32 protein-coding genes and 1 tRNA gene are annotated in these 26,256 nt (G+C 54.0%); 6 read left to right on the forward strand and 27 right to left on the reverse strand.

What is annotated here, in order from left to right; genetic code table 11:
• Positions 1–2: 2 nt before the first annotated feature.
• The 6 genes from ndk to trmJ all read right to left on the reverse strand — a co-directional run bounded on the left by ndk (position 3) and on the right by trmJ (position 4,515).
• Positions 3–428, reverse strand: a complete 426-nt coding sequence (gene ndk, locus ACXUPB_RS03045; protein WP_035564581.1) for a nucleoside-diphosphate kinase — start codon at positions 426–428, stop codon at positions 3–5.
• Positions 429–636: 208 nt separating this feature from the next.
• Positions 637–963, reverse strand: coding sequence for a HesB/IscA family protein (locus ACXUPB_RS03050; protein WP_008959762.1), 327 nt, complete (start codon positions 961–963; stop codon positions 637–639).
• A 30-nt stretch (positions 964–993) separates the two neighbouring features.
• Complete coding sequence (locus tag ACXUPB_RS03055; RefSeq protein WP_472955267.1) at positions 994–2,160, reverse strand: aminotransferase class V-fold PLP-dependent enzyme; 1,167 nt, start codon at positions 2,158–2,160, stop codon at positions 994–996.
• A 39-nt stretch (positions 2,161–2,199) separates the two neighbouring features.
• On the reverse strand, positions 2,200–2,667 hold the full coding sequence (gene iscR / locus ACXUPB_RS03060) for a Fe-S cluster assembly transcriptional regulator IscR (protein ID WP_035564577.1): 468 nt from the start codon (positions 2,665–2,667) through the stop codon (positions 2,200–2,202).
• Between the two features lie 78 nt (positions 2,668–2,745).
• Positions 2,746–3,633, reverse strand: coding sequence for a serine O-acetyltransferase (gene cysE / locus ACXUPB_RS03065; protein ID WP_336274862.1), 888 nt, complete (start codon positions 3,631–3,633; stop codon positions 2,746–2,748).
• A gap of 132 nt (positions 3,634–3,765) precedes the next feature.
• Entirely contained in the window at positions 3,766–4,515 is a 750-nt protein-coding gene (gene trmJ, locus ACXUPB_RS03070) for a tRNA (cytosine(32)/uridine(32)-2'-O)-methyltransferase TrmJ (protein ID WP_472955270.1), read from the reverse strand.
• Between the two features lie 235 nt (positions 4,516–4,750).
• On the opposite strand from trmJ, the gene ACXUPB_RS03075 reads away from it, so the two are divergent.
• Complete coding sequence (locus ACXUPB_RS03075; protein WP_335596920.1) at positions 4,751–5,545, forward strand: inositol monophosphatase family protein; 795 nt, start codon at positions 4,751–4,753, stop codon at positions 5,543–5,545.
• Positions 5,546–5,658: 113 nt separating this feature from the next.
• Here the strand turns inward: ACXUPB_RS03075 and secF are convergent, their stop codons facing one another.
• From secF to queA, 5 genes are all read right to left on the reverse strand, one after another.
• Positions 5,659–6,585 (reverse strand): protein translocase subunit SecF, encoded by a 927-nt coding sequence (secF, locus tag ACXUPB_RS03080; RefSeq protein WP_335596919.1) that lies wholly within the window; start codon positions 6,583–6,585, stop codon positions 5,659–5,661.
• Positions 6,586–6,619: 34 nt separating this feature from the next.
• Positions 6,620–8,473 (reverse strand): protein translocase subunit SecD, encoded by a 1,854-nt coding sequence (gene secD / locus ACXUPB_RS03085; protein ID WP_472956666.1) that lies wholly within the window; start codon positions 8,471–8,473, stop codon positions 6,620–6,622.
• 132 nt (positions 8,474–8,605) lie between these two features.
• On the reverse strand, positions 8,606–8,932 hold the full coding sequence (gene yajC / locus ACXUPB_RS03090; protein WP_071695382.1) for a preprotein translocase subunit YajC: 327 nt from the start codon (positions 8,930–8,932) through the stop codon (positions 8,606–8,608).
• A gap of 140 nt (positions 8,933–9,072) precedes the next feature.
• The gene (gene tgt, locus ACXUPB_RS03095; RefSeq protein WP_472956668.1) at positions 9,073–10,191 is read right to left on the reverse strand and encodes a tRNA guanosine(34) transglycosylase Tgt; all 1,119 of its coding nucleotides are present in this window, start codon (positions 10,189–10,191) and stop codon (positions 9,073–9,075) included.
• Between the two features lie 93 nt (positions 10,192–10,284).
• Entirely contained in the window at positions 10,285–11,316 is a 1,032-nt protein-coding gene (gene queA / locus ACXUPB_RS03100) for a tRNA preQ1(34) S-adenosylmethionine ribosyltransferase-isomerase QueA (protein WP_472955274.1), read from the reverse strand.
• A gap of 114 nt (positions 11,317–11,430) precedes the next feature.
• Here queA and ACXUPB_RS03105 point away from each other — a divergent pair.
• Positions 11,431–11,517 (forward strand) — tRNA-Leu (locus ACXUPB_RS03105).
• A 73-nt stretch (positions 11,518–11,590) separates the two neighbouring features.
• Here ACXUPB_RS03105 and ACXUPB_RS03110 read toward each other — a convergent pair.
• The 10 genes from ACXUPB_RS03110 to ACXUPB_RS03155 all read right to left on the reverse strand — a co-directional run bounded on the left by ACXUPB_RS03110 (position 11,591) and on the right by ACXUPB_RS03155 (position 20,481).
• Complete coding sequence (locus tag ACXUPB_RS03110) at positions 11,591–12,580, reverse strand: phage integrase (protein WP_472955276.1); 990 nt, start codon at positions 12,578–12,580, stop codon at positions 11,591–11,593.
• The gene (locus ACXUPB_RS03115) at positions 12,580–13,872 is read right to left on the reverse strand and encodes a hypothetical protein (RefSeq protein ID WP_472955277.1); all 1,293 of its coding nucleotides are present in this window, start codon (positions 13,870–13,872) and stop codon (positions 12,580–12,582) included. Before ACXUPB_RS03115 ends, ACXUPB_RS03110 begins: the two co-directional genes overlap by 1 nt.
• A 69-nt stretch (positions 13,873–13,941) precedes the next feature.
• Entirely contained in the window at positions 13,942–15,360 is a 1,419-nt protein-coding gene (locus ACXUPB_RS03120; protein ID WP_472955279.1) for a secretin N-terminal domain-containing protein, read from the reverse strand.
• Positions 15,341–16,402, reverse strand: a complete 1,062-nt coding sequence (locus ACXUPB_RS03125; RefSeq protein WP_472955281.1) for a zonular occludens toxin domain-containing protein — start codon at positions 16,400–16,402, stop codon at positions 15,341–15,343. Before ACXUPB_RS03125 ends, ACXUPB_RS03120 begins: the two co-directional genes overlap by 20 nt.
• The gene (locus ACXUPB_RS03130; RefSeq protein ID WP_472955282.1) at positions 16,402–16,755 is read right to left on the reverse strand and encodes a DUF5455 family protein; all 354 of its coding nucleotides are present in this window, start codon (positions 16,753–16,755) and stop codon (positions 16,402–16,404) included. The genes ACXUPB_RS03125 and ACXUPB_RS03130 overlap by 1 nt, the downstream gene beginning before the upstream one ends.
• Before the next feature lie 11 nt (positions 16,756–16,766).
• Positions 16,767–18,356 carry a hypothetical protein gene (locus tag ACXUPB_RS03135; protein ID WP_472955284.1) on the reverse strand — a complete coding sequence of 530 codons (1,590 nt, stop codon included), beginning with the start codon at positions 18,354–18,356 and terminating at the stop codon, positions 16,767–16,769.
• 61 nt (positions 18,357–18,417) lie between these two features.
• The gene (locus ACXUPB_RS03140) at positions 18,418–18,675 is read right to left on the reverse strand and encodes a major coat protein (protein WP_472955286.1); all 258 of its coding nucleotides are present in this window, start codon (positions 18,673–18,675) and stop codon (positions 18,418–18,420) included.
• Positions 18,676–18,894: 219 nt separating this feature from the next.
• Positions 18,895–19,230 (reverse strand): hypothetical protein, encoded by a 336-nt coding sequence (locus ACXUPB_RS03145; RefSeq protein ID WP_472955289.1) that lies wholly within the window; start codon positions 19,228–19,230, stop codon positions 18,895–18,897.
• Between the two features lie 373 nt (positions 19,231–19,603).
• Positions 19,604–20,272 (reverse strand): hypothetical protein, encoded by a 669-nt coding sequence (locus ACXUPB_RS03150; RefSeq protein ID WP_472955290.1) that lies wholly within the window; start codon positions 20,270–20,272, stop codon positions 19,604–19,606.
• Positions 20,272–20,481, reverse strand: a complete 210-nt coding sequence (locus ACXUPB_RS03155) for a MerR family transcriptional regulator (protein ID WP_472955292.1) — start codon at positions 20,479–20,481, stop codon at positions 20,272–20,274. The genes ACXUPB_RS03150 and ACXUPB_RS03155 overlap by 1 nt, the downstream gene beginning before the upstream one ends.
• Before the next feature lie 100 nt (positions 20,482–20,581).
• Here ACXUPB_RS03155 and ACXUPB_RS03160 point away from each other — a divergent pair, with 100 nt between their 5' ends.
• Both ACXUPB_RS03160 and ACXUPB_RS03165 read left to right on the forward strand, forming a co-directional pair.
• A complete protein-coding gene (locus ACXUPB_RS03160; protein WP_045812171.1) occupies positions 20,582–20,866 on the forward strand; it encodes a helix-turn-helix transcriptional regulator in 285 nt (94 codons plus the stop codon).
• A gap of 210 nt (positions 20,867–21,076) precedes the next feature.
• Positions 21,077–21,409 (forward strand): hypothetical protein, encoded by a 333-nt coding sequence (locus tag ACXUPB_RS03165; protein WP_472955293.1) that lies wholly within the window; start codon positions 21,077–21,079, stop codon positions 21,407–21,409.
• A gap of 23 nt (positions 21,410–21,432) precedes the next feature.
• Here ACXUPB_RS03165 and ACXUPB_RS03170 read toward each other — a convergent pair whose 3' ends face one another.
• Genes ACXUPB_RS03170 through ACXUPB_RS03180 form a run of 3 tightly spaced genes read right to left on the reverse strand, consistent with a single transcriptional unit; the run spans position 21,433 to position 22,438 of the window.
• Entirely contained in the window at positions 21,433–21,744 is a 312-nt protein-coding gene (locus ACXUPB_RS03170; RefSeq protein WP_082072643.1) for a DUF4124 domain-containing protein, read from the reverse strand.
• A gap of 11 nt (positions 21,745–21,755) precedes the next feature.
• A complete protein-coding gene (locus tag ACXUPB_RS03175; RefSeq protein WP_179917275.1) occupies positions 21,756–22,076 on the reverse strand; it encodes a helix-turn-helix domain-containing protein in 321 nt (106 codons plus the stop codon).
• Positions 22,076–22,438, reverse strand: coding sequence for a type II toxin-antitoxin system RelE/ParE family toxin (locus ACXUPB_RS03180; RefSeq protein ID WP_179917274.1), 363 nt, complete (start codon positions 22,436–22,438; stop codon positions 22,076–22,078). The genes ACXUPB_RS03175 and ACXUPB_RS03180 overlap by 1 nt, the downstream gene beginning before the upstream one ends.
• Positions 22,439–22,903: 465 nt before the next feature.
• On the opposite strand from ACXUPB_RS03180, the gene ACXUPB_RS03185 reads away from it, so the two are divergent.
• Both ACXUPB_RS03185 and ACXUPB_RS03190 read left to right on the forward strand, forming a co-directional pair.
• Positions 22,904–23,191 carry an addiction module antidote protein gene (locus ACXUPB_RS03185; RefSeq protein ID WP_472955296.1) on the forward strand — a complete coding sequence of 96 codons (288 nt, stop codon included), beginning with the start codon at positions 22,904–22,906 and terminating at the stop codon, positions 23,189–23,191.
• Positions 23,192–23,410: 219 nt separating this feature from the next.
• Complete coding sequence (locus ACXUPB_RS03190) at positions 23,411–24,085, forward strand: DUF2726 domain-containing protein (protein WP_008959751.1); 675 nt, start codon at positions 23,411–23,413, stop codon at positions 24,083–24,085.
• Positions 24,086–24,210: 125 nt separating this feature from the next.
• Here the strand turns inward: ACXUPB_RS03190 and ACXUPB_RS03195 are convergent, their stop codons facing one another.
• From ACXUPB_RS03195 to ACXUPB_RS03205, 3 genes are read right to left on the reverse strand one after another with little or no spacing between them, the layout of a single operon-like run.
• The gene (locus ACXUPB_RS03195; RefSeq protein ID WP_035565815.1) at positions 24,211–25,416 is read right to left on the reverse strand and encodes an IS256 family transposase; all 1,206 of its coding nucleotides are present in this window, start codon (positions 25,414–25,416) and stop codon (positions 24,211–24,213) included.
• A 51-nt stretch (positions 25,417–25,467) separates the two neighbouring features.
• Positions 25,468–25,728: a helix-turn-helix domain-containing protein gene (locus ACXUPB_RS03200; RefSeq protein ID WP_472955298.1), complete on the reverse strand. Its 261-nt coding sequence runs from the start codon at positions 25,726–25,728 to the stop codon at positions 25,468–25,470.
• Between the two features lie 4 nt (positions 25,729–25,732).
• Positions 25,733–26,230 (reverse strand): hypothetical protein, encoded by a 498-nt coding sequence (locus ACXUPB_RS03205; RefSeq protein WP_139041605.1) that lies wholly within the window; start codon positions 26,228–26,230, stop codon positions 25,733–25,735.
• Positions 26,231–26,256: the final 26 nt, after the last annotated feature.

The following is a 26,256-nucleotide window of genomic DNA, read 5'->3' on the forward strand; positions in this document are numbered from 1 at the left end:
GCTTAGCGCGGGCAGATTTCGTCGTTGCCAAAGAAGTAACTAATTTCGCGCTCAGCGCTTTCTGCAGAATCAGAACCATGGACAGCGTTCGCATCGATTGTTTCCGCAAAATCGGCGCGAATCGTGCCGGGTGCCGCTTCTTTGGGGTTAGTTGCCCCCATCAGATCGCGGTTTTTGGCGATAGCGCCTTCGCCTTCAAGCACTTGCACAACGACCGGGCCAGACGTCATGAAACCGACCAGGTCTTTAAAGAAAGGACGCTCTTTATGCTCAGCGTAGAAACCGCCAGCTTTCTCTTCAGAGAGGTGAACCATCTTCGCGGCAACAACGTTCAGGCCGGCTTTTTCAAAGCGGGCGATGATTTCACCGATCGCATTTTTAGCAACGGCATCAGGCTTGATAATAGAAAGAGTGCGTTCAGTAGCCATATAAATGGTCTCCATAAATGGGGGCTAAGCAAAATTGCCGCCCCAGAAAGCCGGGGCGGCCCAGAAAACAATTCGGCTAAGAGCGTTAAGCAGCTAGCATTTTAACAAGCGTCGGGTGCTACCCGGCGCTTGATGGGGTATCTAGGGGCGCGATTATAACGCTTAAGCCAGAGGATGAATACCGGTGATGGCACCGGTCCTTAAATGGCTAAACCGTAAAGCTTTCGCCACAGCCGCACTCATCTTTGACGTTAGGGTTATTGAAGCGGAAAAAGCGGTTCAGGCCTTCGCTGACATAATCCACTTCGCTACCGTTGAGCATCTCGACCGCATCGGGCGCCACATAGACACTGGCGCCGTGCTCTTGAAAATGGACTTCTTCTTCGCTAACGGTGTCGGCGAAATCAAGTACGTAGCTGTAGCCGGAGCAACCGCTTGGCTTGACCGAAACGCGCAGGCCTAGGCCTTGTCCACGCTCATCAAGCACATGACGAATCTGTTGTGCGGCAGCCGGGGTAATGTTGAGTGTTGCCATGAGGCGTTCTCCTTGAAAATAGTCAGCCGCTTAACCGGGCGGTGTACGTAAACCGCTCACCGCGTGGCGTATGAGCGTTAGCGCATGATCGATTTCTGCTTCGGTAGTAAAACGCCCGAAGCTAAAGCGCAGCGACGAGAGCGCCAGCGAGCGGGGCGTGCCGATGCCAAGCAGTACATAAGAAGGGTCAACGCTTGCCGAGTTGCACGCGGAGCCAGTAGAGACCGCTACATCGCGCAGCGCCATCAGTAATGACTCACCGTCGACGCCTTCAAACGCCAGGTTGAGAATATTGGGAACCGCGTTATCTAGTGGTGTGTTAGCAAAAACACCTTCAACGCCTTCGAGGCCGCGCAAAAAACGCTGCTGCAAACGGCTAATGTGAGCGTTGTCGTCATCGTACTGCTGCTGCATCAGCGCGAAAGCTTCGCCCATGCCAGCAATTTGGTGCGTCGGTAGCGTGCCGGAACGCATGCCGCGTTCGTGACCGCCGCCATGGATCAATGCCTCTACGCGAATGTCTGGGTGGCGCTTCACATATAGCGCGCCGACGCCTTTGGGGCCGTAGGTCTTGTGCCCGGAAAGCGACATCAGGTCAATCTGTTGGGCCACTACGTCTAAGGGGATGCGACCTGCCGCCTGGGCGGCATCGGTATGAAAGACCGCACCAAACTCATGAGCAACGGCCGCCAGGGCGGCAATATCGTTGATGCTGCCCAGCTCATTATTAACCGCCATGAGCGAGACCAGCGCAGTATCGTCGCGCATCGCTTCGCGCAGCTTTTCAGGCTGAATACAGCCATCCCGCCCTGGCGTGAGCCACGTCACCTCAAACCCCTCTTTCTCCAGCGCATGGGCCGTGTCTACGATGGCTTTATGCTCAATCGTCGAGGTCACCAGGTGTAGGCCACGCTCGCGGTTAGCGCGCATAAAGCCGATCAGCGCCAGGTTGTCCGCTTCGGTGGCACCGCTGGTCCAAACAATTTCTCGTGGGTCGGCGCCAATCGCGTCGGCCACTTGGCGGCGTGCCTGCTCAACCACCTGTTCTGCCTGCCAACCTAACATATGGCTGCGCGAAGCCGGGTTGGCAAATAGCTGGTCAACCGTTAGGTAGCGCTGCATAACCTCAACCACGCGGGCATCCGCCGGCGCGGTGGCGGCGTAATCCAGGTAAATGGGTAGCGTGGGTGTGGTCATCGTTATGTTCCAGCAGTTTGTCGGTCAGGGAGAGTTGGGTCAGGGTGAGGAGGCAAGAATACCCGCCTCGGCACGCTGTTTCTGTCGCGATGCAATACGTATGACATCAGGGCGCAGCATCAGTTGTGCCAGCGTCATCTCGTCAAAGAAATGGCGTATCTGAACGGAAAGCTCGCACCACAAATGGTGCGTCAGGCAGGTGTCGCCCTGTTGGCAATCGGAAAGCCCTTGGCAGCGGGTGGCATCAACGCTTTCATTCACTGCATCAATGACCTTGGAAACGCTAATCTCTTCCGCAGGTTGTGACAGCAGATACCCGCCGCCTGGGCCGCGTACGCTGTTGACCAAGCCTGCACGGCGCAGGCGAGCAAAAAGCTGCTCTAAATAGGAGAGCGATATCTCTTGACGCTGGGAGATATCGCTTAGGCTGGTCGGGCCGTTGTGGGCATGCAAGGCTAAATCGAGCATGGCAGTAACGGCGTAACGGCCTTTGGTGGTCAAGCGCATGGCAAGCCCCTCGACGCTGAACGCTCAGCGCACTGACGGCAAATGTGTTGCCATTATGGGAAAACCTGAGTGCTTTGGTCAACCATTACGCGGTGGCAGCGTTTCTTGCTCGGTCTCTTGCCCAGCCTCTTGCTTAGCTGATGGCGGTGTCGCCGAGCGTTTGCCAACGCCTGGGCAGCCGGTATCGTGCTCATCCAGAATGCCAGCAAAATCTTCTTCGCGTAGCGCCGGGAGCTGGCCGTCACGGTAGTTGTCGTCTAGCTTGCGCAGGGTCGAACACATGCGCTCAATGCGTTCATCCACGGCGTGCATATGATCCAGCATGGCCTGCATCGAGCGGGCTACCGGGTCGGGCATATCCTGGCTGACACCATAAGCATCAAAGCCAAATTTCTGGCAGATAGCTTCGCGGCGGGCGGGGTCGACATCAAGTGCCTCTTCCACATCAGGGTCGGTGCGTTTGACAATTTTGCCGGGAATGCCGACCACGGTGGCGCCCGGCGGTACTTCTTTCGTGACCACCGCGTTAGAGCCAATTTTGGCGCCGGCACCCACGGTGAAGGGGCCCAATATCTTGGCGCCCGCGCCGACAATCACTCCATCGCCCAACGTTGGGTGGCGCTTGCCCTTGTTCCAACTGGTGCCGCCTAGCGTGACTCCCTGGTACAGCGTGACGTTATCGCCGACCTGGGCCGTTTCGCCAATCACCACGCCCATGCCGTGGTCGATGAAAAAGCGCCGTCCGATGGTGGCGCCCGGGTGTATCTCGATACCGGTCAGCCAGCGTGAAAACGTCGATAGCGTCCGCGCTAACCATTTGAGGTTTTTTTTCCACAGCCAGTGACCGCAGCGGTGCAGCAGTAGAGCGTGCAGGCCGGGGTAGTTGGTCAGCACCTCAAGAAAGTTACGTGCGGCTGGGTCGCGGTCAAATACGCTGTTGATGTCTTCACGTAGACGTTGAAACATGAGGTGATCCTTGGGCGGTAGAGGTGCAGTCACTCAACTGAAAGTGCATCGCATGAAGATAACTAAACAGACCTTCAACGTGGGGGCGTTAGGTAACGTCTTCAAGTCAGCATCTTCAAGCCTAATAAATTATCACTTGGTTTGCCTGGTGTTGGCAGCCTTCTCGGTGGCCGACAGTATTCCACGCAATATATTCATTTCCATCCGCTCTGGACGGGCGCGCAGGTAGAGCCGGCGGAGTCTCGCCATCAGTTGACGCGGCTGGTCGGGGTCGTGAAAATCAATGCCAATCAGCGTGCGCTCCAAGTGCTCGAAATAGCGTTCAAGTTCAGCGTGGGTAGCCAGTTCAGCGTCATCACTCGGCGCCGCTGAAGGCGCATCCGCATGGCTTAGCCAAGCCATGCGACACTCATAGGCAAGCACCTGCACCGCCGCCGCCAAATTGAGCGAGCTGAAATCAGCGTTAGTCGGAATATGCACGTGGGCGTGGCAGCGCTGTAGCTCAGCATTGGTCAGACCGCTGTCCTCGCGGCCAAACACTAGTGCCACGCGTGACTCAGCAGCTTGGCACTCGGCGGGCAGCCGGTCGGCTAATTCCCTGGGCGAGAGCATCGGCCAGGGCAGGGTGCGTGAGCGCGCACTGGCGCCCACGGTCAGGGTGCACTCAGCCACTGCTTCTTCAAGAGTAGCGTGCACACTGGCTTGATGAAGCAGGTGGTCAGCGCCGGAGGCGCGGGAAATACTGTCCTGGGTAATGACCTCGCAGCGGGGGGCAACAAGGGCTAAATCTGCCAAGCCCATATTATGCATGGCGCGTGCCACGCCGCCGATATTGCCAGGGTGGCTAGTGCCGATAAGAACAATGCGAATGCGCTCAAGCATGATAGGGCTCGGTAAATAGTCTTTGTTAATAAGATCCGGTTAATAAGATCCTGCTAATAAGGCCCTGTTAATAAAAACAAGGGATCATTAATGCGTAAAACGCGCAGTCTAGCATGAGTCGATGGCATGCCCGAGAGTGGTCTGCTAGAATTGCGCGCCAAAGGCGGCACCTGCGCCTACTTATGCTCTATTATTAGCATCACGTTCTTTAACATCACTGTCACAAGGCCCAACCATGAATCCGATGGTCCAATTTACGCTGCGCGCTGCGCGTGGCGCTGTTGAACACTTTCTGCGCGTACGCGAACGTATTGAAAACGCTCACGATGAATTTAACCTTGACCGCCTGCTCGATGAGACAGCGCGCAAGGCCGAAGCGACGATTGTTCAGCAGTTGGAGCGCGGTTACCCCCAGCACGGTGTGACCGGCCGCTTTACGCCACATCGCGCGGGTGAAGGCGAAGGCGCGGATACCGTCTGGAAAATTGAACCGATGCACGGTTACTCCAATTTAGCCGTTGCCGGTAAGGGCTTTGCACTCTCAGTGGTGTGTCTAGTTAAAGGTCGTCCCGAGCACGCAGTGATTATCTGCCCGTTCGCCGACGACGAATATATCGCCAGCCGCGGTCGCGGTGCCCAGCACAATGACAAGCGCATGCGCGTTAGCAAGCCAACCGCCATCAGCGGCACGCGCATGGCCATGAGCCTGCCGGAAGTTTGGCTGCGCCCCCGCAATTTACCTGCCTATCTAACCGTTTCACAGCAGCTTGCCCCCCAGGTAGAAAACCTGCTGGCAACAGGCTGTGGACTACTTGATTTGTGTGAGTTAGCCACTGGGCGAGTGGACAGTGCTTTCGTGCTCGGCTTGGAAGAGCAGGACATGCTAGTAGGCACGCTGTTTCTGAAAGAGTCGGGCGCCTTGATGGGCACGCCAGACGGCCAGCCCACGGTGAAAGTGGAAGGGCAATTAATGGCTGCTGGGCCGCGTCTTTATAAAGCACTGATCAAGCAGCTAACGCCGCACTTTTAAGCAGCAATGCTAAGCTTTTAAAGATAAAAGCTGTAAAGATAAAAAAAGCCCCTGCTGGGTTACCAGCAGGGGCTTTTTTGTCGGTTAAAGAAGCCATCTAAATGGAGGAGCCGTTAAGGCAACTCCTCCTCTTCTTCATCAAGCTCTTTCTTGGTGGGAATCAAATCTTCCCGCGACAGCTTCAGCGGTAGCAGCAGCGCCGCGGCAATATAGATAGAAGAGAACGTGCCCACGACGATGCCAACCAGCAGCGCAATGGCAAAGTTCTCAATCATATCCCCGCCCAGCAGCAGTAGCGCAAGCAGCACCAGAATGGTGGTGCCCGAGGTTGCCAGGGTGCGCGAAAGCGTGGCGTTAATCGCTTCGTTGAAGATCTGCGGCATGTCATCGATGCGCGAGGTGCGGATGGCTTCGCGCACACGGTCATAAACCACGATGGTATCGTTCAACGAGTAGCCGATAACCGCTAGGATCGCTGCGAGCACGGTGAGGTCGAAATCGAGCTGAAACAGCGCGAAAACGCCCACGACGATAATCACGTCATGCAGCAGTGCCAGCAGTGCGCCAATCGCAAACTTGTACTGAAAGCGGAAGGCCACGTAGAGCATCACCACGCCAAGGGCCACCAGCAGGCCCAGGCCGCTTTGATCGCGCAGTTGGTCACCGACTTGGGAGCCAACAAACTCAGAGCGCACTAGGTTGACCGTATCGCCATCAGCACGCAGCAAGTTGACGACTTCGCCACCAACATCGGCATCAAACGCTTGCTGTAAGCGGATCAATACTTCTGTTGACGCCCCAAAGGTCTGCACGGAGACATCTTGGAAACCGCTCTCTTCAAGCAGCACACGAATAGCATCAAGTGAGGGCGCAGCGCCATAACGCACCTCAACCAGCGTACCGCCGGTGAAATCCAGCCCCAGGTTGAGCTGCTGGAACAGAATAGCGCCAATCGACACGACCAAGAGCAAAGCAGAGACGACAAACGCGATATTGCGCCGTCCCATAAAGTCGATTTGCAGGTGTGATAGGGGTTTCATTACCACCTCTTAAGTTCTGGGCTAAGCACGTGGATTAGATCCACAGCTTTTTGACGGGTTTGCTGCCATAGAACAAGTTGACCATGGCGCGAGTCACCATCAGAGCAGTGAACAGCGACGTCAAAATGCCGATAGAGAGCGTGACGGCAAACCCTTTCACCGGGCCGGAGCCAATCGAGAACAGGATAACGGCCACCAGCAGCGTGGTGATATTGGCGTCGACGATGGAGGTAAAGGCGCGCTCATAACCGGCTTGAATCGCCTGTTGCACCGACATGCCGTTGCGCAGCTCTTCGCGTATTCGCTCAAAGATCAGCACGTTGGCATCGACCGCCATGCCCAGTGTCAACACGATACCGGCAATACCCGGCAGCGTCAGCGTGGCGCCCAGCATTGACATCACCGCGACCAGCAGCGTTAAGTTCAGCGCCAGGGCGATGTTGGCAAACACACCAAACACCTTGTAACGCACCAGCATGAACAGCACGACCAGCAGCAGACCGATCTGCACCGAGAGCAAACCGCGCTCAATGTTTTCAGCGCCCAAGCTTGGCCCAATTGTGCGCTCTTGCACGAAGTAGATGGGGGCGGCAAGAGAACCAGAGCGCAGCAACAGCGCCAGTTCAGCGGCTTCCGTCGGAGAGTCGAGGCCGGTAATACGGAAGCTGTTGCCCAGGGCGCTTTGAATCGTTGCCAGACTAATCAGGCCACGCTCCACATAAGGCTCGCGCTCGATAGTCTCTTCACCCGTCTCCGGGTCGGTCACTACAGTGTCTTCGCTCTTGTGCTCAATGAACAGCACCGCCATGTTGCGGCCAATGTTAGTGCGTGTCGCGCGGTTCATCAGCGTGCCGCCGGTGCCATCCAGGTTAATGTTGACCTGCGGGCGGCCGTTTTCATCAAAGCTGTTACTGGCACTGGAAACGCTGTCACCGGTAATGATCACATCGCGCATTAGTTCAGCAGTGCGCCCTGTCTCGTTACGGAAGGTATGCGTTTCTGTTTCGTTGTCCGGCGTATCGTTGCGTGCTTCCAGACGGAATTCCAGGTTAGCGGTCGCACCTACAATGCGCTTGGCGGCAACGGTGTCTTGTACGCCCGGCAACTCTACAACGATCTGATTAGGACCTTGGCGTTGAACCATCGGCTCTGCCACGCCCAGTTCGTTGACCCGGTTACGCAGGGTGGTCAAGTTCTGGTTGATCGCGTAATCCTGAATTTCGCTGACCGACTGATCGCTAAGCGTCATGACCAGCGTTGAAGCGCGGCCATCGCCTTCGCTGCTGTATTCAAACTCAGGGAAGTCGCGGCTGATCAGGCTGCGGGCTGTGTCGCGGTCTTCGGTGCTGGCGAAATCGATCGAAAGCGAACGCTCTTCGACTTCAGTGTTGCGGTAGCGGATACGCTCACCACGCAGCAGCTCACGCATGGCACTGCCGTTGACTTCAAGGCGCTGGGTTAACGCGGCGTCCATATCCACTTCCAGCAGGAAGTGCACGCCACCGCGCAAATCAAGGCCTAACGTCATGGGTGAGGCAGAGAATGCCTGTAGCCACTCCGGCGTTGCTTCAGCAAGGTTCAGTGCTACCGTTGCCTCATCGCCCAATAAATCGGCGGCAATGTCGCGTGCGGGAAGTTGATCATCGTCATGGCGCAAACGAATGAGCCATTGTCCATTCTCTTCTTCGAGCGCTTTTACTTCGATATCGTTTTCGCTAAGCGCGGCTTCAACACGCTCTATCTGTTGCTCATTCAGCGAATCGCCTTGGGCGCTGCTGATTTGAATAGCGGGATCTTCGGGGAATAGATTGGGAAGCGAGTAGATAAGGCCAACCACCAGGACGACCAGTATCAGTAGATACTTCCACAGGGGGTAACGGTTGAGCATGCAAGCCCTGCCTTCAATTACAAACGGAATGCTGTGCACGGACACGCCGCGCACAGCAAAGTTCACCATCATTTATACCATGTCACCCCTGCCGGGGTGGCTGGCACTGGCTCGGCAGGGGTATTACAAGGTTTAGATGGACTTGATGGTGCCTTTAGGCAGTACGGCGGCAACGGCGTTCTTCTGCACGTTAACTTCGGTGCCTTCAGAGATCTCGATGGTCAGGAACTCGTCGCTCACCTTAGTGATACGACCTACCAAACCGCCGCCAATGACGATCTCGTCGCCTTTGTCCAGGTTGCTGACCAGTTGCTTGTGCTGCTTAGCGCGTTTGGCTTGCGGACGCCACAACAGGAAGTAGAAAATCAGCACGAAGCCGACCAGCATGACGATTTGCGCAATACCACCGCCAGCGGCGGCTTCTTGGGCATGGGCTGGTGAGATGAAGAAATCCAGCATTGTAGAGAGCTCCTGGGTTAGAAAAAGCTTAGGTTTATTAAAGGCTTGGTTATAAAAGCTTGGTTGTTAACAGCTTGGTTCAAAAAAACATAGTTGAACAGTTTAAACCACGCGCCAAGGCGCGTGGCGATTAATTCGCTTTAGGTAGCAAGGGGAGGCACCGGCAGGCCGCGCCGTGCATAGAAGCCTTCCACAAAGGTCGTCAATGTACCCGCTTCAATTGCCGCGCGCAAATCAGCCATCACACGCTGGTAGTAACGTAAGTTGTGGATGGTGTTGAGCATTGAGCCGAGCATTTCATTACAGCGGTCCAAGTGGTGCAGGTAGCCCCGGGAGAAACTCTTGCAGGTATGGCAATCGCACTCTTCATCGAGTGGGCGAGTGTCGAAACGGTGCTTGGCATTACGAATCTTAACCGTGCCTTCCGAGGTGAACAGGTGGCCGTTACGCGCATTGCGGGTAGGCATCACGCAATCGAACATATCCACACCCCGGCGCACGCCTTCCACCAGGTCTTCGGGCTTGCCGACCCCCATTAAATAGCGCGGCTTTTCATCGGGCATCCAGGTGGGCAGGTAGTTGAGCACCTTGATCATCTCTTCTTTCGGTTCGCCGACGGAAAGCCCGCCAATCGCCAAACCATCAAAGCCGATTTCCAGCAGCCCTTTGAGCGAGCGTTCGCGCAGCTCAGGGTGCATGCCGCCTTGAATAATACCAAACAGCGCGGAAGGGGAGTCGCCGTGGGCATCCCGCGAGCGTTTGGCCCAGCGCAATGACAGCTCCATCGACTTCTCTGCTTCCTCGAAGGTGGCCGGGTAGGGCGTGCACTCATCAAAGATCATGACCACATCGGAGCCCAGCGAACGCTGAACCGCCATGGACTCTTCCGGGCCCATAAATACTTTGCTGCCATCCACCGGCGAGCGGAAGTGCACGCCCTGCTCGGTGATCTTGCGCGTTTCGCCCAGGGAAAAGACCTGGAAGCCGCCGGAGTCGGTTAGGATCGGTTTATCCCACTGGGCAAAGTCGTGCAGGTCTCCGTGGGCTTCAATCACCTCGGTGCCAGGGCGTAGCCACAGGTGAAAGGTGTTGCCCAGGATGATTTCGGCACCGATCTCTTTGACAGAATCCGGCGTCATGCCTTTCACCGTGCCGTAGGTGCCCACCGGCATAAAGGCCGGCGTTTCCACCGTGCCACGGGGAAAGTGAAGGCGGCCACGGCGGGCGCGGCCATCGTCGGCCAAGCGCTCAAAGCGCATAAAGCATTCGTTTCGCATAAAGGTAACTCGTTAATCTCGTTCGTTTGGCGCGACTGGAGCAGGGCAAGCGGGTCAATAATCAGCAGTCAACCGCTAACGGGTTAACAGCATGGCATCGCCGTAGCTAAAGAACGCATAGCGCTCGGCCACTGCCCGTTGATAGGCGTGCATGATGGTGTCGTAGCCCACAAAGGAGGAGACCAGCATCAGCAGGGTCGATTCAGGCAAATGGAAGTTGGTAATTAAAGCATCCACGCAGCGCCACTGGTAACCGGGGTAGATAAAAATGTCGGTATCGCCACTATAAGGTGCGATCTGGCCGTCGCTACTTTTCATGCAGGCGCTTTCCAGGCAGCGCACGCTGGTAGTACCCACCGCGACCACGTGCTTGCCGGCTGCCAGGGTCTCGCGCACCTGTTGGCAGGTGGCTTCCGTGACCTCAATCCACTCGCTGTGCATATGGTGTTCAAGGATGTTGTCGACGCGCACCGGCTGAAAGGTGCCCGCGCCCACATGCAGCGTGACAAAGGCACGGTTAATGCCTTTGTCGGCAAGGGCATCCAGCAGCGGCTGATCAAAATGCAGCCCGGCGGTCGGCGCTGCTACTGCACCATCACGCCGGGCATAGACGGTCTGGTAGCGCTCACGGTCACTGAGTTCGTCTTCGCGGGTGATATACGGCGGCAGCGGCATATGGCCGTGCTTTTCAAGCAGCGCGATCATCGGCGTATCGCCTAAAAAGCGCAGTTCGAACAGCGCATCACGGCGGCCTTCTACGATGGCGTGAACGTCACCCTCGAAAATCAGCTCCGTGCCGGGCTTTGGCGATTTACTTGACCGAATATGCGCCAAGCCGCGGTGGGCATCCAGCGGGCGCTCCAGCAGCATCTCCACTTTGCCGCCGCTGGCCTTATGGCCGTGCAGCCGCGCCGGAATCACGCGGGTGTCGTTAAACACCAACAGGTCGCCGGGCTCAAGAAGCTCAAGCAGATCAGGAAAGCGGCGGTGTTCCAACGCGCCGCTCTGGCCATCCACGCACAGCAACCGGCAGTCGCTACGCTGTTCAGAAGGGTAGCGAGCAATTAATTCGTCGGGTAGCTCGTAATGAAAATCCGCGCGCTGCATGGCGTATAACTCTTAACGTTGATCAAACAGGCGGCATAGGATAGCGCTTTGGCTGCATAAAGTCAGTCAATGTGATTGACCTACCTAGAAATTTACGTATACTACGCACGCATTGCCGGTATGGCGGAATTGGTAGACGCAGCGGATTCAAAATCCGCCGCCTTTACGGGTGTGCCAGTTCGAGTCTGGCTACCGGCACCAAAGATATCAAGGGCTTAGCGTTCATCGCTAGGCCTTTTTTATTGGGCGCTATTCCTAAAGTGTCAACAAAGTGTCAACAGAGCTTTGGCGCGTATTTGATGGCATCGGCTAAATGGTCGGGTGACAGGTGTGCATAACGCATCGTCATGGCAATGGTTCTGTGTCCGAGAATATTCTGCAGGGTTAGCACATCACCACCATTCATCATGAAGTGACTCGCAAACGTGTGACGGAGAACGTGGGTTCTCTGCCCCCTGGGGAGCCTTATACCGGCTTCAATGATCGCCGCGGAGAACGCTTTATAAGCGTCGGTGCGGAAGACTCTACCGATCCTTGGCCCGTGTTGGGTGATCGCTTTATAAAGCTCTTCACTCAGCGGTATGGTGCGGTTGCGGCCGTTTTTAGTGCCGGTGAAGGTGACACGGCTATTTCTTAGCATTTCCGCTCTTAGGGTCTGGGCTTCGCTCCAACGGGCTCCCGTGGCGAGACAAAGGCGTGTGATTAATTCAACGTCTGGGTTGTTGGCGTGTTCGAGTACGTTAAAAAGTTGACGTAACTCTTCATCGGTCAGGTAGGCGAGCTCTTTTTCGTCCAGGCGCAACGGCTGCATTTTGGCGAAGGGGTTAGGCTTATTCCATTCTCCAAGCCGTATGAGCTGGTTAAATACCGCTCTTAAGTGGGCATGGTCATGGTTGGCCGTGTTGGGTGTGATCCCCGCTTCAAGGCGTTTTTGGCGTAATTCTGAGGCGTCAACGGGGGTGATCGTGGCGGCCGTTGGGTTGCCCATGATATCGGCTAAATTATTTAGCTGTGAGTTGCGTCGTTTGCCGTCTTTGAGAGAGCGGCCATGGTAGTCATACCAGAGCTTGATCAAGTCTTTTAGGGTGCGGCGATCCCTTTTTGGGCTGACGTAACTTTCGCCAGTGGCAGCCTTGGCTAATACCTTGCCTTCAAAGCGTTTCGCTGCTGCCTGGGTAGGCAGTATTTTACGGACACGCTTTCCATATCGGCCTTCAGGCATGATGTCCACTTTCCAGCCGGTTTTGACTTTCTTGATGCTCATTACGCGGCTTTGCCTACTAATCGTCGCTCTATCAGCTTCTGTTCGACGATCTGCCGGAACTGGCCGGTGTTGACGTCTCGTCGCCGGTAGTACTGTTCTAGGTCTTCCCACATACCTGAGCGCTTGAGATAGCCTATCGCTTGGTCGGTGCGGATGCCCTGGCGGGCGTAGATGCTAATCAGGTTGCCAAACGCCAGGGTGACGTTCTTTTCGTTGCCGAGCCCAGGCGCTTTCCGCGCTCGCTTGTACATAAAGCCGGGTTCGTGACAGTAGAAACGAGCGTCATCCTGCATGACTTGCCATGCGGGGTCGATTAGGTTGCGGCGGGCGTCCAGGCGATAGGATTGCATGGCGGTACGCCAGAGGCCGGTGAGGTGCGGTACCACGTCGACGAAGCGGCTGAAGCCGTGGTTATGATCGAGCACTTCACCGGTGTCGACGTTGCAGGGGATGCCTTGAGCGTACTCACGGAGTACGGACTGATGGAAACGTAATTCGATACGCCAGACGGTTTCTTCGGGGTTGTAGGTGCTGTTGAGGTCGTCATCGACTGCGTTTTGCCAGATACCTTCCCAGAAGTGCATTTTGTCGCGGTGCTTGGCTTCCAGGGTCTTGTTGTAGATACAGCATTGCAGGGCGCCTGCCGTGCCAAACATGTAGGTTTCACCGCGGCCATAGGTGGTGGCAATGTTGCCGTGGTCAAATTCCAGGGTGTCGATGCCGTCGATCCGCATGATCTTCTTGGAGCGGGTCACGAAGCGTTCCATGAAGTTTTTAGGCGGCTCCCAGCCTTGTACATCCAGGGCGAGGTGGATGGCTGCGCCTACGGGCTCTCCTTGAGTCAGCATGGAGGCGGCGATCATATCCATGAACTTTTGGCACTGCTGAGGGGAGCGCTCCTGGATGAAGTGGGGGCTTAGCTCGATTTTCAGATGGCTACCGGTGTTCTCGGTTTTTACGTGCCGGGCCTGGAAGAAGACGATAGCACCTAGTTCATTGTTTTGGAGGCGGTAGCGGAAGCCTGAACCGGCTGCGCCGGCACCTACCGACCACTCTTGATCAAAGAGGCGCATGGTGGCCCCTTTGCCTTCGTTGTAGACGTTGATGATCTTATCGAATTGGGGAAGCTGCGGTTTGCCTTGGTAGAGCTGGCGTACTGTATCCACGCCCGCGTTCAATATGCGGAGATTGTGCATTTCTCGCTGTCCTAGCGAGCTGATAAGCAGCTTTCCAAACTGGTCTTGTTCGCCGCGCTGGAGCGACGCAATAGAGTACCGTTCCCAACGTTCCATAGCATGAAATCCTCTATTTTTGAAAATGCTTCAATGTGCTGTAGTGAGCCAGTAGCTCATTTGGGCTATTTACTCTGCGAGACGTGTTACAGGGATGGTCTCGACCTCGTGACGCCAGCCTGTGGTTGTCAGCCCTGCTACGGTATTCGCGGCGTTTGGGCGTGCAACGGGCTGTTTTGCGTCATAACGAGGGAGCACCGTGGCCTGTAACAGCACATGGAGGTTTGTACGTTGGCGGGAGTTGGATTCGTTCTGGAATAGACGACCGGCGAGGGGGACGCTTTGTAAGCCTGGCACTCCCATGACCTGTTGTTGGTCATTCTGGGAAGAGAGGCCACCTAGAAGCAGTGTTTGGCCGGAACGTATCTGAACGGTGGTATTGATCTGCCGTTGATTCGTAATGATATCTGAGGCTAGCACAGAATCCGTAAGAGAGTCAGCCGATGTAGTGATATCCATGATCACCAGGCCGGAAGCGGTGACCACCGGTAGGACGTTTAAACGGATGCCCACATCGCGGCGTTCGATGGTCTGAAAGGGGCTGTTAACGTCCGCTGATTCACCGGTGACGCGGCCCGTGACGAACGGGACATTCTGACCGATGGAGATAGTGCCACGCTTACCCGAGAGGGTGAGTATTTGCGGTGTGGATAACACGTTAGAGCTTGAGTCGCGCTGTAAGGCATTGATCGCAAACGCGAGTATATTCCCGTCGAAGATCCCGAAGGTGCCGCCGGAGGAGGCGAGCGAGGTGCCTAGGTTGGCGGTGTTGAAGCCACCCGCGACACCGCTACCCGTGGCCCGCCCCAGTGAGACGCCGAGATCGAAGGTATCCCCGTCGGTGGTTTCAAAGATGACCGCTTGAATGAGCAATTGCGGGTGAGCGACGTCGACCTGAGGAATGAACTGTTGAAGCTGTTCTAGCTGCTTTGCGGGGCCCTTGGCCAAGATGGCATTGGAGGCATGGAGTACCTGCACACGGGGCAAGGTGCTGCCTTCCTGGGCGTTTTGGGTGAGGAAGCTAGTGATCAATGGGGCAATGTCATCTGCGCGCACGTTATCGAACGAGAACAGGTGGGTGGCCTGGGGTTCGGGCGGTGGTGTCAGCGTGGGGGCGTTGGCGATCGCGGCGGCGGGATCGTGGGGTTCTGTTGGCTGCGATAAAACACCTGGTGTTTTTTGGCTGGCTGATTGGCTGGCCGGGGCAACGGTCGGGGGGTTGCCTGGAAGGATGGTGTAGCCGTGGGAGCTCAACACGCCTTGAAAGAATTCTTCCAACTGGTGATCGGGTACATCGGGGGCGTAGACCGTGAGCGTGCCGGTGGCGGTGGGGTGAATGGCTAATGGGGTGGCGGTTTGATCCACGTACCAGCGCACAAACTCACGAATGTCGGTGTCTTGCATGTGGATGGGGCTGGCATGGGCGCTGGTGGCGATGCAGGTGGCCAGGGCGAACGATGCGGCGGTTTTAGCAGCGAATTTCAGCATGGGTAACTCCATTTTCGATGCGGACAAAGCAGGCGCTCACAGGGACGATGCCGAAGCCTTGGCGGGCGAGGTCGTCGGTGGTGAGGGTCTGGCGGTCGCTATCAATGAGACGGTAGGTGGTGTGGTCGCCAAACTGGGTAAAGCTGGCGATTCGGGTGGTGCTGAGGTCGGGCAGTGCTAGCGGTGCAGCGGGGGTGTCGTCTGGTGATCGTGCGTTGACGCGGTCGGCGACGAGTACCGACAGGGTGATAAAGCAGCCCAGCGCAAATGATGCCAGGGAGAGAAACGGGCGGTTAAAGCGTTTCCAGTAGATACGGGTCATTTTCATGTAGAACCTCGCGTCACGCGGTACCCTGAGCCTGCCGTGGGTGAGCCAGGGCGGTAGCACGGAATAGGTGCCGTGGGCGTAGTGGTCAGAGAAGGCTTGTTTGGTGTCGTACGCGGGGTAGAGCGCGCGGCCGGTGTAGGTCCAGCGTTCGACGACGATGGAGGTGGGGGAGTCGCCGTATTTGACGATGCCCAAATGCACCTTGGGCATGGGCATCTTGCCACCGGCGAACAGTGACCAGAGCGAGCCGATAAGGGGGATGGAGATGCGGTCCAGGCGGCGGCAGTAAACGACGTGTTCCGCGAGGGCGACGCGGGCTTGCTTGTCCATGATCGACAGGTCTTGAATCAGAAAAATGATATCCCAGCCGAGTTTTCGAGCATGGAGAAACCAATTGATGACGTCTTGGCGGCTTTTGTCGTTCCAGGAGCGGGCGTTGAACCAGGTGCCGCATTCGTCGAGCACTAGCAGGCCGTTTTTATGTTCGTCGTAATCGTCGGTACCGGTGCCGATGGACTCCAGGTCAGCCAGGACGGGTTTATCAGGGATGCGGTAGCAGCGGGTCTGTTTGGCTTTTTCGCCAATCAGCTTATCCAGTTTTAAATCAAGGTTGGTGGCGACTTTACAGCCGCGATTGAGCTTGTCCTTGATCTTGCCCACGGCGACGAGGGTTTTACCGGCGCCGAGTTTGCCGGTGACGACGTAAACGGCCATTACACGTCACCGCCCAGGTGTAACACCCGATCTTTAATGTGGAAGGTATAAACGAGGAACTTGGCCAACAGGATGGTGGTTGCGCAGGCATAAAAGTTATCGGGCATAACGCGGTTAATGCCATCGGCCAACATGGGTGGCATCGAGACAATGATCGAATTACCCAGCAACTTAATACCGTTGATCATGGCGGTTAAGAGGCCGAGAAAGATGCCGAGCTTAATGGTGAAAATGCCAAACTTGGCGACCTTAAACCATAAGTAAGCACGGACAAATAAGCCGCCAAAATGACGAAATAACTCGGTCAACAGGATGCCGAAGCGGCTTAACAAAATGCGAAGTAATGCGGCCATCTAAAACGCTCCTATTGTTGCGCCTTACGGGCATCCATCGGAATGGAAATAAGCTGGTAGGCGGTAAAGAAGAACAGCACCCAGGAGAGGGCGGCCTTTAAGAGGTTGAAGCCTTCACAATCGATGGTGAATGAGCGTTCGCCAGCGCCAAACACGAGCGGGGTACAGCCGCCCGTTGGCAGGCTGGGAAGAAAAGAGGTAACGAAGTCGCGCAGGGGGGAAAGCGCGCCGTCAATGATGCCACCGCCCTCGAAAATGCCTTCAAATTCGTCATAAATGGCGGTGTTTTCTTGTTCTGCTTCTTGGTCAAGGGATTGAATGATCTCATCGGTAACGCCTTCACCGTCGATCATGCCAGCGGTATCACCATCGCTGGGTAACTCTGAGGAAGTGGCGGCTTCTTCGAACTTGGCATCAAAAAGTGAGGCGAGTTTGTCGATTAAGGTGTCTAGAAAACCTTCCTCTTCTCCGTCACCTTCGCTATCGCCCTCACCGTCAGAGCCACCGGAAGAACCGCCACCGCCGCCAGAGACGCGGACGGTAATGTTTTTCATGCCATCGACGATGGCGGTTTGAAGATCGCCGAGTTTGCTGGTGAGGCTGCCTGTTTGATCGCCAATGGCGTCAGTAACGTCAGTCGTTTGGTCGTCTAACGAATCGGTGAGGGCGTCCGTTTGGGTAGTCGTTGCGGTGGTAAGGTCGGTGGTTTGATCTGTGAGGGAGTCGGTAAGGGTATTGGTTTGGCTACTGATCGCGCCGGTCACATCATTGGAGAGGGAGTTGATGGCGTTGCGGTTGGATTGGCCAGAGGAGCCAATCGCTTGAATGACACTGGAGTCATCAAACTCGAAATCCGGTACGGTTGAGCCGTCACCGGAGCCACCGCCATTGTCATCGCCTGGGTCGGTAGGATCGCCGCCACCACCTGAGCCCGATTGAACATTACCGCTCGAATCAACATAGGAGAAGTAATCAGGAGCGGCGTCCCAATCGACTAAATAAGAGGTGTCGCCGATAGTGACGCAACTAGACGGGTCAGAGCAGCCACCAGGAAGGGGATTTAAATAACTAGGAGGCGAAAAGTCTGCAACCGAAAAAGTCCCATCACTAGAAGGATCTTTTAGATCGATGTCATTATTAGAAGGCGTAGAAATCTGACCTGTAGAATTAGAATCCAATGTAACCGTACATTGAGTTTCACCGGACACCTCTGAACAAATAGAGCCAGTACCCACAACAGCACAAGCACCACCAGAGCCTGAAACGGAACCACCAGACGTTAAATAATTAGCAGATGATGGGGATAAAGATATTGAAGAACCCGCATTTTGAGATTGGCACTGTTCATCTGTATACGTAACATTTAATAAATCAAAATTAATATAATCATCTGCAGTCAGCTGGCTTTTATCTTTTAAATAAAACCTGTAACAAGGACCTTCCGCACAGTTATACGTCTCTTTTATTCTCGCAGCATATTTACCATCGTAAGGGACACTATATTCAATTTGAGATGTAAACCAGCCATCATCCGCATAAACATCTGAAAACACCATTAAAAAAGGCGCTGATAAAGTTAATAAAACGGCTTTTTTAATCATGTTCCCCTCGCGATATAAAAAGGGGCGTTTCCGCCCCTTGGTGGTCCCTTGCTTGGCGGGATTAAGTGGCCTTGTTAGCAAATTTCTTGAACAGGCCGATGGCGAGCAGTGAGCCGACCACGCCGACGACGACCGGCCAGGCGGATGCCGCCATTTCGGAGGCTTGGGTTTGCAATTCTGTGAAGGCGGCAGCGGCACCGGTGGCTTCCTGTGCGTGAGCGACTGCCGAGCCCATGAGTAGAGCAGCACCGCCTGCGACTTTGCCGCGTGTGGTGGTGGCGGCTTGTTTTACGTGTTGTGCGATGGTGTTAAGGGTCATTAGACAGACTCCATAAAGCGTTTGAAGATCAAGATTGAATGTCCGAAAGCCCAACCGAGGGCGTAGGACGTGAATAGGGAACCAACAACAAACGTGACGCTGGGATCGTTCATCGTTGCCCCCCATTTATTGAGCCGATCCCGAAGGCGAGAACGAGGCCGACGCAATAAACCAGGAGCCACAGACCTTCAGGTGTACTTGTGTCCATGGCTCAGAATCCTATTTTTTGTCGCTGTGGGTCGCCGGCTGTGGCTGGCTGCCGGTGGCGTTGGGTTTGCGGGCGGCGATGACGTGAAGCACGGTTTTGCCACCGGCAGCGGCGGAGGAGGTGCGCAGTTCGATATCCAGTTCCATGGCACAGGGCATGTACGGGATGCTGGCGTGGAGCTGGTCGAAAATGTCATAGGGCGCCGTCATGATGCTGACCTGATTGCCGATGGCGTTTTCGTTCTCGGCTGAGGCGGCTTGCATGATGGAAATTTTGGCGCCTTGGACGCCGTTATCCATCTTGTAGCGAGAGGCACCGATTACGTGGGCTTGAATGGTGTTGATCATGGTGGTGTTTCCTTTTCGTTAGCGTTGGGTTCTGGCGGCTTGCGTTAGGCAGTAGTCCGCGAGAATGGCTAGCTCAGTGGTTTCAGGTGTGATGCCGCTTTGTACTAGCACCAGGTATTCCGCCTGGGCGTAGTAGGTAGCAGCGCGTGCATAGTCCCTGCCGTGGAGGCACCGCTGGCCCCGCTCCCTCAGAGCTCGGGAATCGAGGCAGGGGGTCCCAGCCCGCCCTCCGTGGCCCTTCGGTCTTTCTGCACGGCAGCCCACCTCGGGGGTGGAGTAAACCCTTCGTGCCTCAGGGTTGACACCACCCCCGACGCGGGCTAAGGACGCCGTGCGACCGAAGGGCGACGGATGACGGGCAGGGGACATAGGATTAGGCCTCTGTGCCGTGGGGAGCGGGGGAGGCGGCACGGGAAAGGGCTTCCAGCGGTGCTTTGTCGCCGCTCTCCAGTTGCGCAAGGCCGTACTCAATCAGCCGTTCTGAAAGGGCCGAGGACGTCAGGCCGTTGGTGCCCGCCTGAATGAGGTGGCGGCTGTGGGTTTCCGGATCGAGAAAGACGCGGATGGGCTGTTTTTTACTCATGTGCATAACTCCGAAAGGGCTAAAGGCCGTTGTGGATAAAGGGCGACGCGTTAGCCGTGGGGGTGTGGATAGATGCGCCGGTACCACAATCACCGATGAACTAGGGGAAGGGTCGGCAGGTGCAGGGGCGCGGTCGGTGGCCTGGGCGAGGCCGTAGTGCTTGGCGAGGTAGGCCAGGGCTTGGTGGTAGTGCTTGAAAGAGATGCAGTAACGCTCGCCGTGGTCGATGTCTGACAGGCGGAGAATGGTGCTGTCATCCAGGTCTAGGGCGAGCTTGTGCTGAGCGGGTACGTTGATGAAGAAAAAGCCGCCAGCATCAACAATGTGATGATGCAGTACCACGCCACCAGGGACGCTTTCACCATCGAATAAGAGCTTTTGGGTCGCGATGGTGAGGCTATCGGTATCTAGCAGCGTGCAGGGAGCCGAGAGCGTGACGATAGGGGCAAAGGCGGTCATTAGTGCCAGTCCTCCGATTGCAGGCACTCAGCGGTAAAGAGCGCGACATTAACGAGACGACGACGACCCACTTTGATAAGCGGGAGATTCCCCTGGTTAAGCTGGCCCCGCACGGTGTCGGGGGAAAGGCCAGTTAGTTCAGAGAAACGCTCTATCGTCATAACGGGCACCTGAGGTGCGGGGACGTGGGGCGTGTTGCTCGTTTCCATGCTGTACCTGCTCGCTGTGGCATGTTGTGGTATCTTTAAATGATCAATGCTCACTAGAGCACGCTGTATCATGATTCCAATATAGTAGGATCTTAACATAGTGTCAAAGACTGATGGTGAAAAAATCCGAGAAATTCGAGAAGCAGAAGGAATGGGACGGCAAGAGTTCTCGGAAGTGACAGGAATTAAGAAACAGACCCTGATCAGCACAGAGACAGGAAGGATGACGTGCTCACTAAAAACAGTGAGACAAATCACAGCAGTATTTCCGAAATACAGAATGTGGTTGGTAGATAACCAGGTAGACGAAGAAAAAGGGCAAATAAACCCGGAGATAGAAAAGGCGCGCCGCGAGTTGAAGCAGACAGGGACGGATACCAACTAGCCAAACGAGTTGTGGATAGATGGTATCCAGGGGGAAGGCATTGTGGATAAGGGCAGTAAGGGGATTAAACGTTGTGGATGAAGCGAGAGAAGCATTTCAACAGATGATGAAAATGGCGATCCTGTTTGGTGGGATGGCCATTTTTTATATCTGGATTGAAAGTAAGCTATTAAAAAAATGGAAAAAGAGAAAGCGTAAGGGGAACAGATAATGGAAAGTTTGGACAGAATGCTAAATAATGCGTTGCGTGAGTTTGATGCGGGAATGCAACAAGCAATCTATTACTCAATCTTTATTGATATAGTTTTGCTGATAGCACTTGGAATTTTTACATGGTGCTGTTGTGTATATGTTGTTAATTATAAACGCCTTGTGGATGAAAGTGTAAGGCTTAAGAAAACTCAAAAGCAGCACGCTATTGTTAAATCAGAGCGTGAAAGGTTAGAGGTTAAACGGCTAAGACTAGAACTTGGCTTTAATGAAGAACTGAATAAGTTGGAAATTAATAACGCGAGTAACTCGACACCTCACCATTACAGATAACTACCATATAGAACATCCCCGTATCAAGGGAGGCGAGCACGCATCCTGACTCTGGCATTACGACGTTCGAGGGTGGTTTGATAGACGCTTCTGTGCGGAAAGTAAAAATAACGACGAGGTTGGGGCGTTATTGGTTGGGATGATTGTGAGGGTGGACGCACAGGGGGTGGAGGGATAACAGTAAGGTTATCGGTATCAACCTTACTTGACTCACCACTTGCACAGGGGAAATCCTGAAAGGTGGTATGACCGTTTGCAACACATTTATATAATTCAGCATGTGCAAACGATGATAAGCAGCTAAACATTATGAAAGTTGTTATTTGCCTAACCATCTTTCTCTCCTTTAACCATTAATTTCTAGCGCAACATGCCCTGGTGTTGAGCGTGGGCGAGCCGGACCCACCACAATGCGTACATCTCGGCCAAGTTTGGCGAGGCATTCCAGCATTTTTGATTCACTAATGCCCCGAAACTGGCCTTTTAGCATTGCTGAAACTTTCGGCTGTGGCAAGCCGGTCAATTCAGCTACTTTAACCTGGGTAAGACGGCGGCGTTTGATGACCTCACCGATCTTGGCGGCAAGCTGTGCTTTGATGAGCATTTCATCGGCATCATTGCTGTGGATATCGTCGTAGACGTTGCCGGTGCTTTCTTCAATGATCATTAGATTTCTCCTTTGGCGTGTTTTTCTGCCGCTTTCAATCGGTCACGGATTTTGTCTATATCGGGTTTGGGTGTGGCGATCCCCGTGGATGACTTTTTTTGAAAGCAGTGAAGTACATATACCGCTTCCTGGATGCGAACCGTGTAAACCGCGCGGTAGGTATCACCCTGGTAATCTTCTACTACCTCAAGAACACCAGCCGAGCCAAAGCCTTTGAGTGGCTTAGTTTGAGTGTGTTTTGAACCGGATTGAGCCAGGTGAAACGCGAAGCCGAAAACATCTTTCACATCCTCGGGCATGGCTTGGAGGTCTTTTTTTGAGCTAGCTACCCATCGCAAAGGTTTTGGTGATTTGCTATCCATGGAAAAAATATATACCTATTTGGTAATAATGGCAAATGAACGTGAAGTGTCCACATTGTGACAACATTTTTGAGCTGAAACGAGCCAAAACGAGCAATTTTTAAGGTGAAAAAGCTTTAAATTCAATGCAGTGTGCTAGTGTGAGTCGGTGCGCTAAGGCTTCAAAATCCGCCGCCTTTACGGGTGTGCCAGTTCGAGTCTGGCTACCGGCACCAAACATTAAAAATCAGGCGCTTAGGCGCCTTTTTTTTGTGCCTGTCATTTGAGTTTTCCTCTCCTGAATGTCTGAAATTGTCCACTTTTTGTCCACCTCGGTTTTCGAGGCTTACTGCATAGCGTTGACTAGCTATGCTTAGTTCTAGCTGCAGCACTGTAGCTTCTAGGCTACTATTTTTGCTTAGATGTATTTATGCGAGGCAGGCTGGCTAAGGCTTTAGCCCATTCTCGCATCGTGAGGGTGAAAAAATGAAAAGCCATGATGATGCTGTGATTACAATGCTTCGAGAAGACCCTGATATGGCTATCGATTATTTACGCACCGCTTTTGATGAGTTGGATGAGGAAGGCGGCGAAACGACCCTTCTTATGGCGCTCCGCCATGTGGTGAAGGCCCAAGGTGGAATGGCAGTCGTTGCTGAACGTGCCAAGCTATCAAGAGAAAGCCTTTATCGTGCATTATCGCCTAAGGGTAACCCTACCTTGCGTACTATGACTGCCGTCATCAAAGCCACTGGCTTACACTTTATGACTTAACCTGGCAGGCTTCGTGAGCGAACCACTTAGAAGCCATGAGATAGAGAGGAAGCGCCGCGAAATTAAACAAACAGGGACGGGTACTAGCTAGGACAACGGATTGTGGATAGATGGTATTCAGGGGGAAGGCATTGTGGATAAGAACAGAAGGAAATAAAGCGTTGTGGATGATTAGTATTTAAAACGACGACTTAATAAATAAAAGAAGGGAATGATGGAATGAATCCACTTATAGGCGTTGAAGATTTTTTTATTAAAACTGTTGTTTTTGTAATTATAGTCGCGTTATGTACAGCAATATTGCAAGGCTTGTTAAGCAAAAGAATAGTAGCTAAAAAGAGAAAAAATAAAGCGCGTAAACAATACGTAAACGCAATGAATTATAGGCGTGATGGCGTTGTAAGGGACGTAAAAGAGGAAGTGGAAGATAAACGAATTGAAAAACTTAAAGAGAGTTATGAGAAAAAGGATAAAAATTATTCTGAAAAATTAATAATGGATGGCGGTGCATACGTAGCTAAAGCAAAAATGATGAGCGCATCAGAACAAGGCGTGTATAAAATTCTAGAAAAAGCCTATGGGGATAAGTATTACATCTTTTGCCAAGTAAGGGTTGTGGATATAGTTCAGCCAAATATCACTAAATATCAGACGTGGACAAAAGAGTATAAGTCTCTCTTTTGGCAAATATCACAATGGCACTTTGATTATGTCATGTGTGATAAAAGTAGTTTTAGTATATTTTGTGCGCTTGAGCTTGATGACGCAAGCCATGAGAGAGCCGATAGAGTGAAAAGAGACCGTATTTTAAATGCAGTATGTAAAGATGCTGGTGTTGTTTTAAAGAGAATGAAGTTAAATCATGAAAGTAAGAGAGTAGAGGTTATCTCTTGATATGAAAAGATAATGGCTGTTTAAGATACCTCAAGCTGTACATGCCCAGGTTTAGAGCGTGGGCGAGCTGGCCCCACCACAATGCGTACAGAGGGTGTTCAAAACTCTGTGTCAGCCAACCAGCCTTATAGGCTGATGTGATGTTCCAAGCGCCCTGGGAAGTGGATGGCCATCTGTGACAGCGTCAAGTTCCAGTTCTGCACGGGGTGCGTCCAGCGCTCAGAGGCCTTGAGTATACCGGCATAGAGCAGCTTGAGTAAGCTGTTCTCATTGGCGAAGCCGCCCTTGGTCTTGGTGAGCTTGCGGAACTGGCGGTGTACGGCTTCCACCGCGTTGGTGGTGTAAATCGCCTTGCGCACGTAATCGGGGTATTTGAAGTAGGCTGAGAGCGTGGGCCACTTGTCCCGCCAGGACTTGATAACCATGGGATATTTATCACCCCACTTGGCTTCCAGGTCATCAAGCGCAAGTTCGGCGGCATTGAGCGTGGCAGCCTTGTAGACGGCTTTCAGGTCGGCCATAAAGGCCTTCTGGTTTTTCGAGGCAATGTACTTCATCGAGTTCCGGATCTGGTGAATGATACAGTGCTGGATCTCGGTGTCGGGGTAAATCGACTCAATGGCTTCGGGGAAGCCCTTCAGTCCATCGATACAGGCAATCAGGATGTCTTTGACGCCCCGGTTGTAGAGGTCCGTGAGTACACTGAGCCAGTGGTGAGCACCTTCCTGGTCCGAGAGGTAGAGGCCGAGCAGTTCTTTCTTGCCCTCGATGTTCAGGCCAAGGAGCGTGTAGATCGCTTTGCTGACGTAGCGACCATTCTCTTTGATTTTGTAGTGAATGGCGTCGAGCCAGACAATGGGGTAAATAGCTTCCAGGTCACGCTCACGCCAGGCTTGCAGCTCCGGTAGCAGTTTGTCGGTGACGGCGTTGATGGTGCCGTTGGAGAGCGAAACACCATACAGCTCGGCGATGTGCGTACGGATGTCCTGATAGCTGTTACCGAGTGCGAACAGGGCAATGATTTTACGTTCCAGTTCGTCAGTAAGGTGGGTCTGGTGCTTCTTGACGATCTGGGGCTCGAAGGAGCCGGTCCGGTCTCTCGGTGCGTCCAGCTCAAAGCTGCCAGTCGGCCCCTTCATGGTCTTGCGACTGGAACCGTTCTTGCGGTTGGCTGTGTCCTCCGAGGCTAGATGGGCCTCCAGCTCACCTTGCATGGCGGCTTCGGTGAGTTGCTTGATCAACGGGGTCAGGATACCGTCTTTGCCGGTGAGGTCTTTGCCCTCACGCAGAGCTTGAAGTGCGGCATCCATATCGAACATAGGTTTGGTCATAAGTCATCTCTTTTCGGTTCAGTCTAAAGAAATGACACAGAATTCTGAACACTACCTGCGTACATCACGACCCAGGCGAGCGAGAGACTCAAGCATCTTGAATTCGCTGATGCCCCGAAACTGGCCTTTAAGAAGGGCAGACACTTTAGGCTGAGACAGGCCAGTCAACTCGGAAACTTTGACATGCGTTAAACGGCGCTGCTTGATGACCTCACCGATCTTGGTAGCAAGCTGTGCTTTGATCAGCATTTCATCGGCATCATTGCTGTGGATATCGTCGTAGACGTTGCCGGTGCTTTCTTCATTGATCATATAGTTAATTCCCTGAATAACTCGACACCTCACCATTGCAGATCCTCACCGAATGATGACCGTCCTGAAAAGGGCGACTTCCATCCCAATAGAGATAACGGCATAGGTTGCCACCAAAAGTGCGTGTGGATCTCCTCGAAGGCTGACCGAGAATACGAATGGCCTGGCTTTCAGTCATACCAGGAAGCACGATCCCCCTTGCTGCTGCACTCACCTCAGCGTTTCGACGTTCAGTGCTCGATTGATAGGTGTTATTGCGGCTGTTGTAGCTAGGGCGTTGGAATTGCTGCGCAGGCTGATAAACACGCGAAGCAATAGGGCGGGTAGCCGGGGCAGGGATCGGCAGGGTTGATAACGTGCCGGTATTAGAACGTGGTGCAGCACCTTGCGAGCATGGAAAATCTTGAAAGGTGGTATGGCCACTAATGATGCACTTGTGGACATCAGCGCTGGCAGTGAGCGGGGAGAGCACCAGGAGAGCAAGCAAAGCGGCTTTTTTCATCGCTCTAAACGCCTAACTTAAAATAG

The sequence above is a fragment of the Vreelandella sp. DA03-1M genome, from assembly GCF_055725665.1.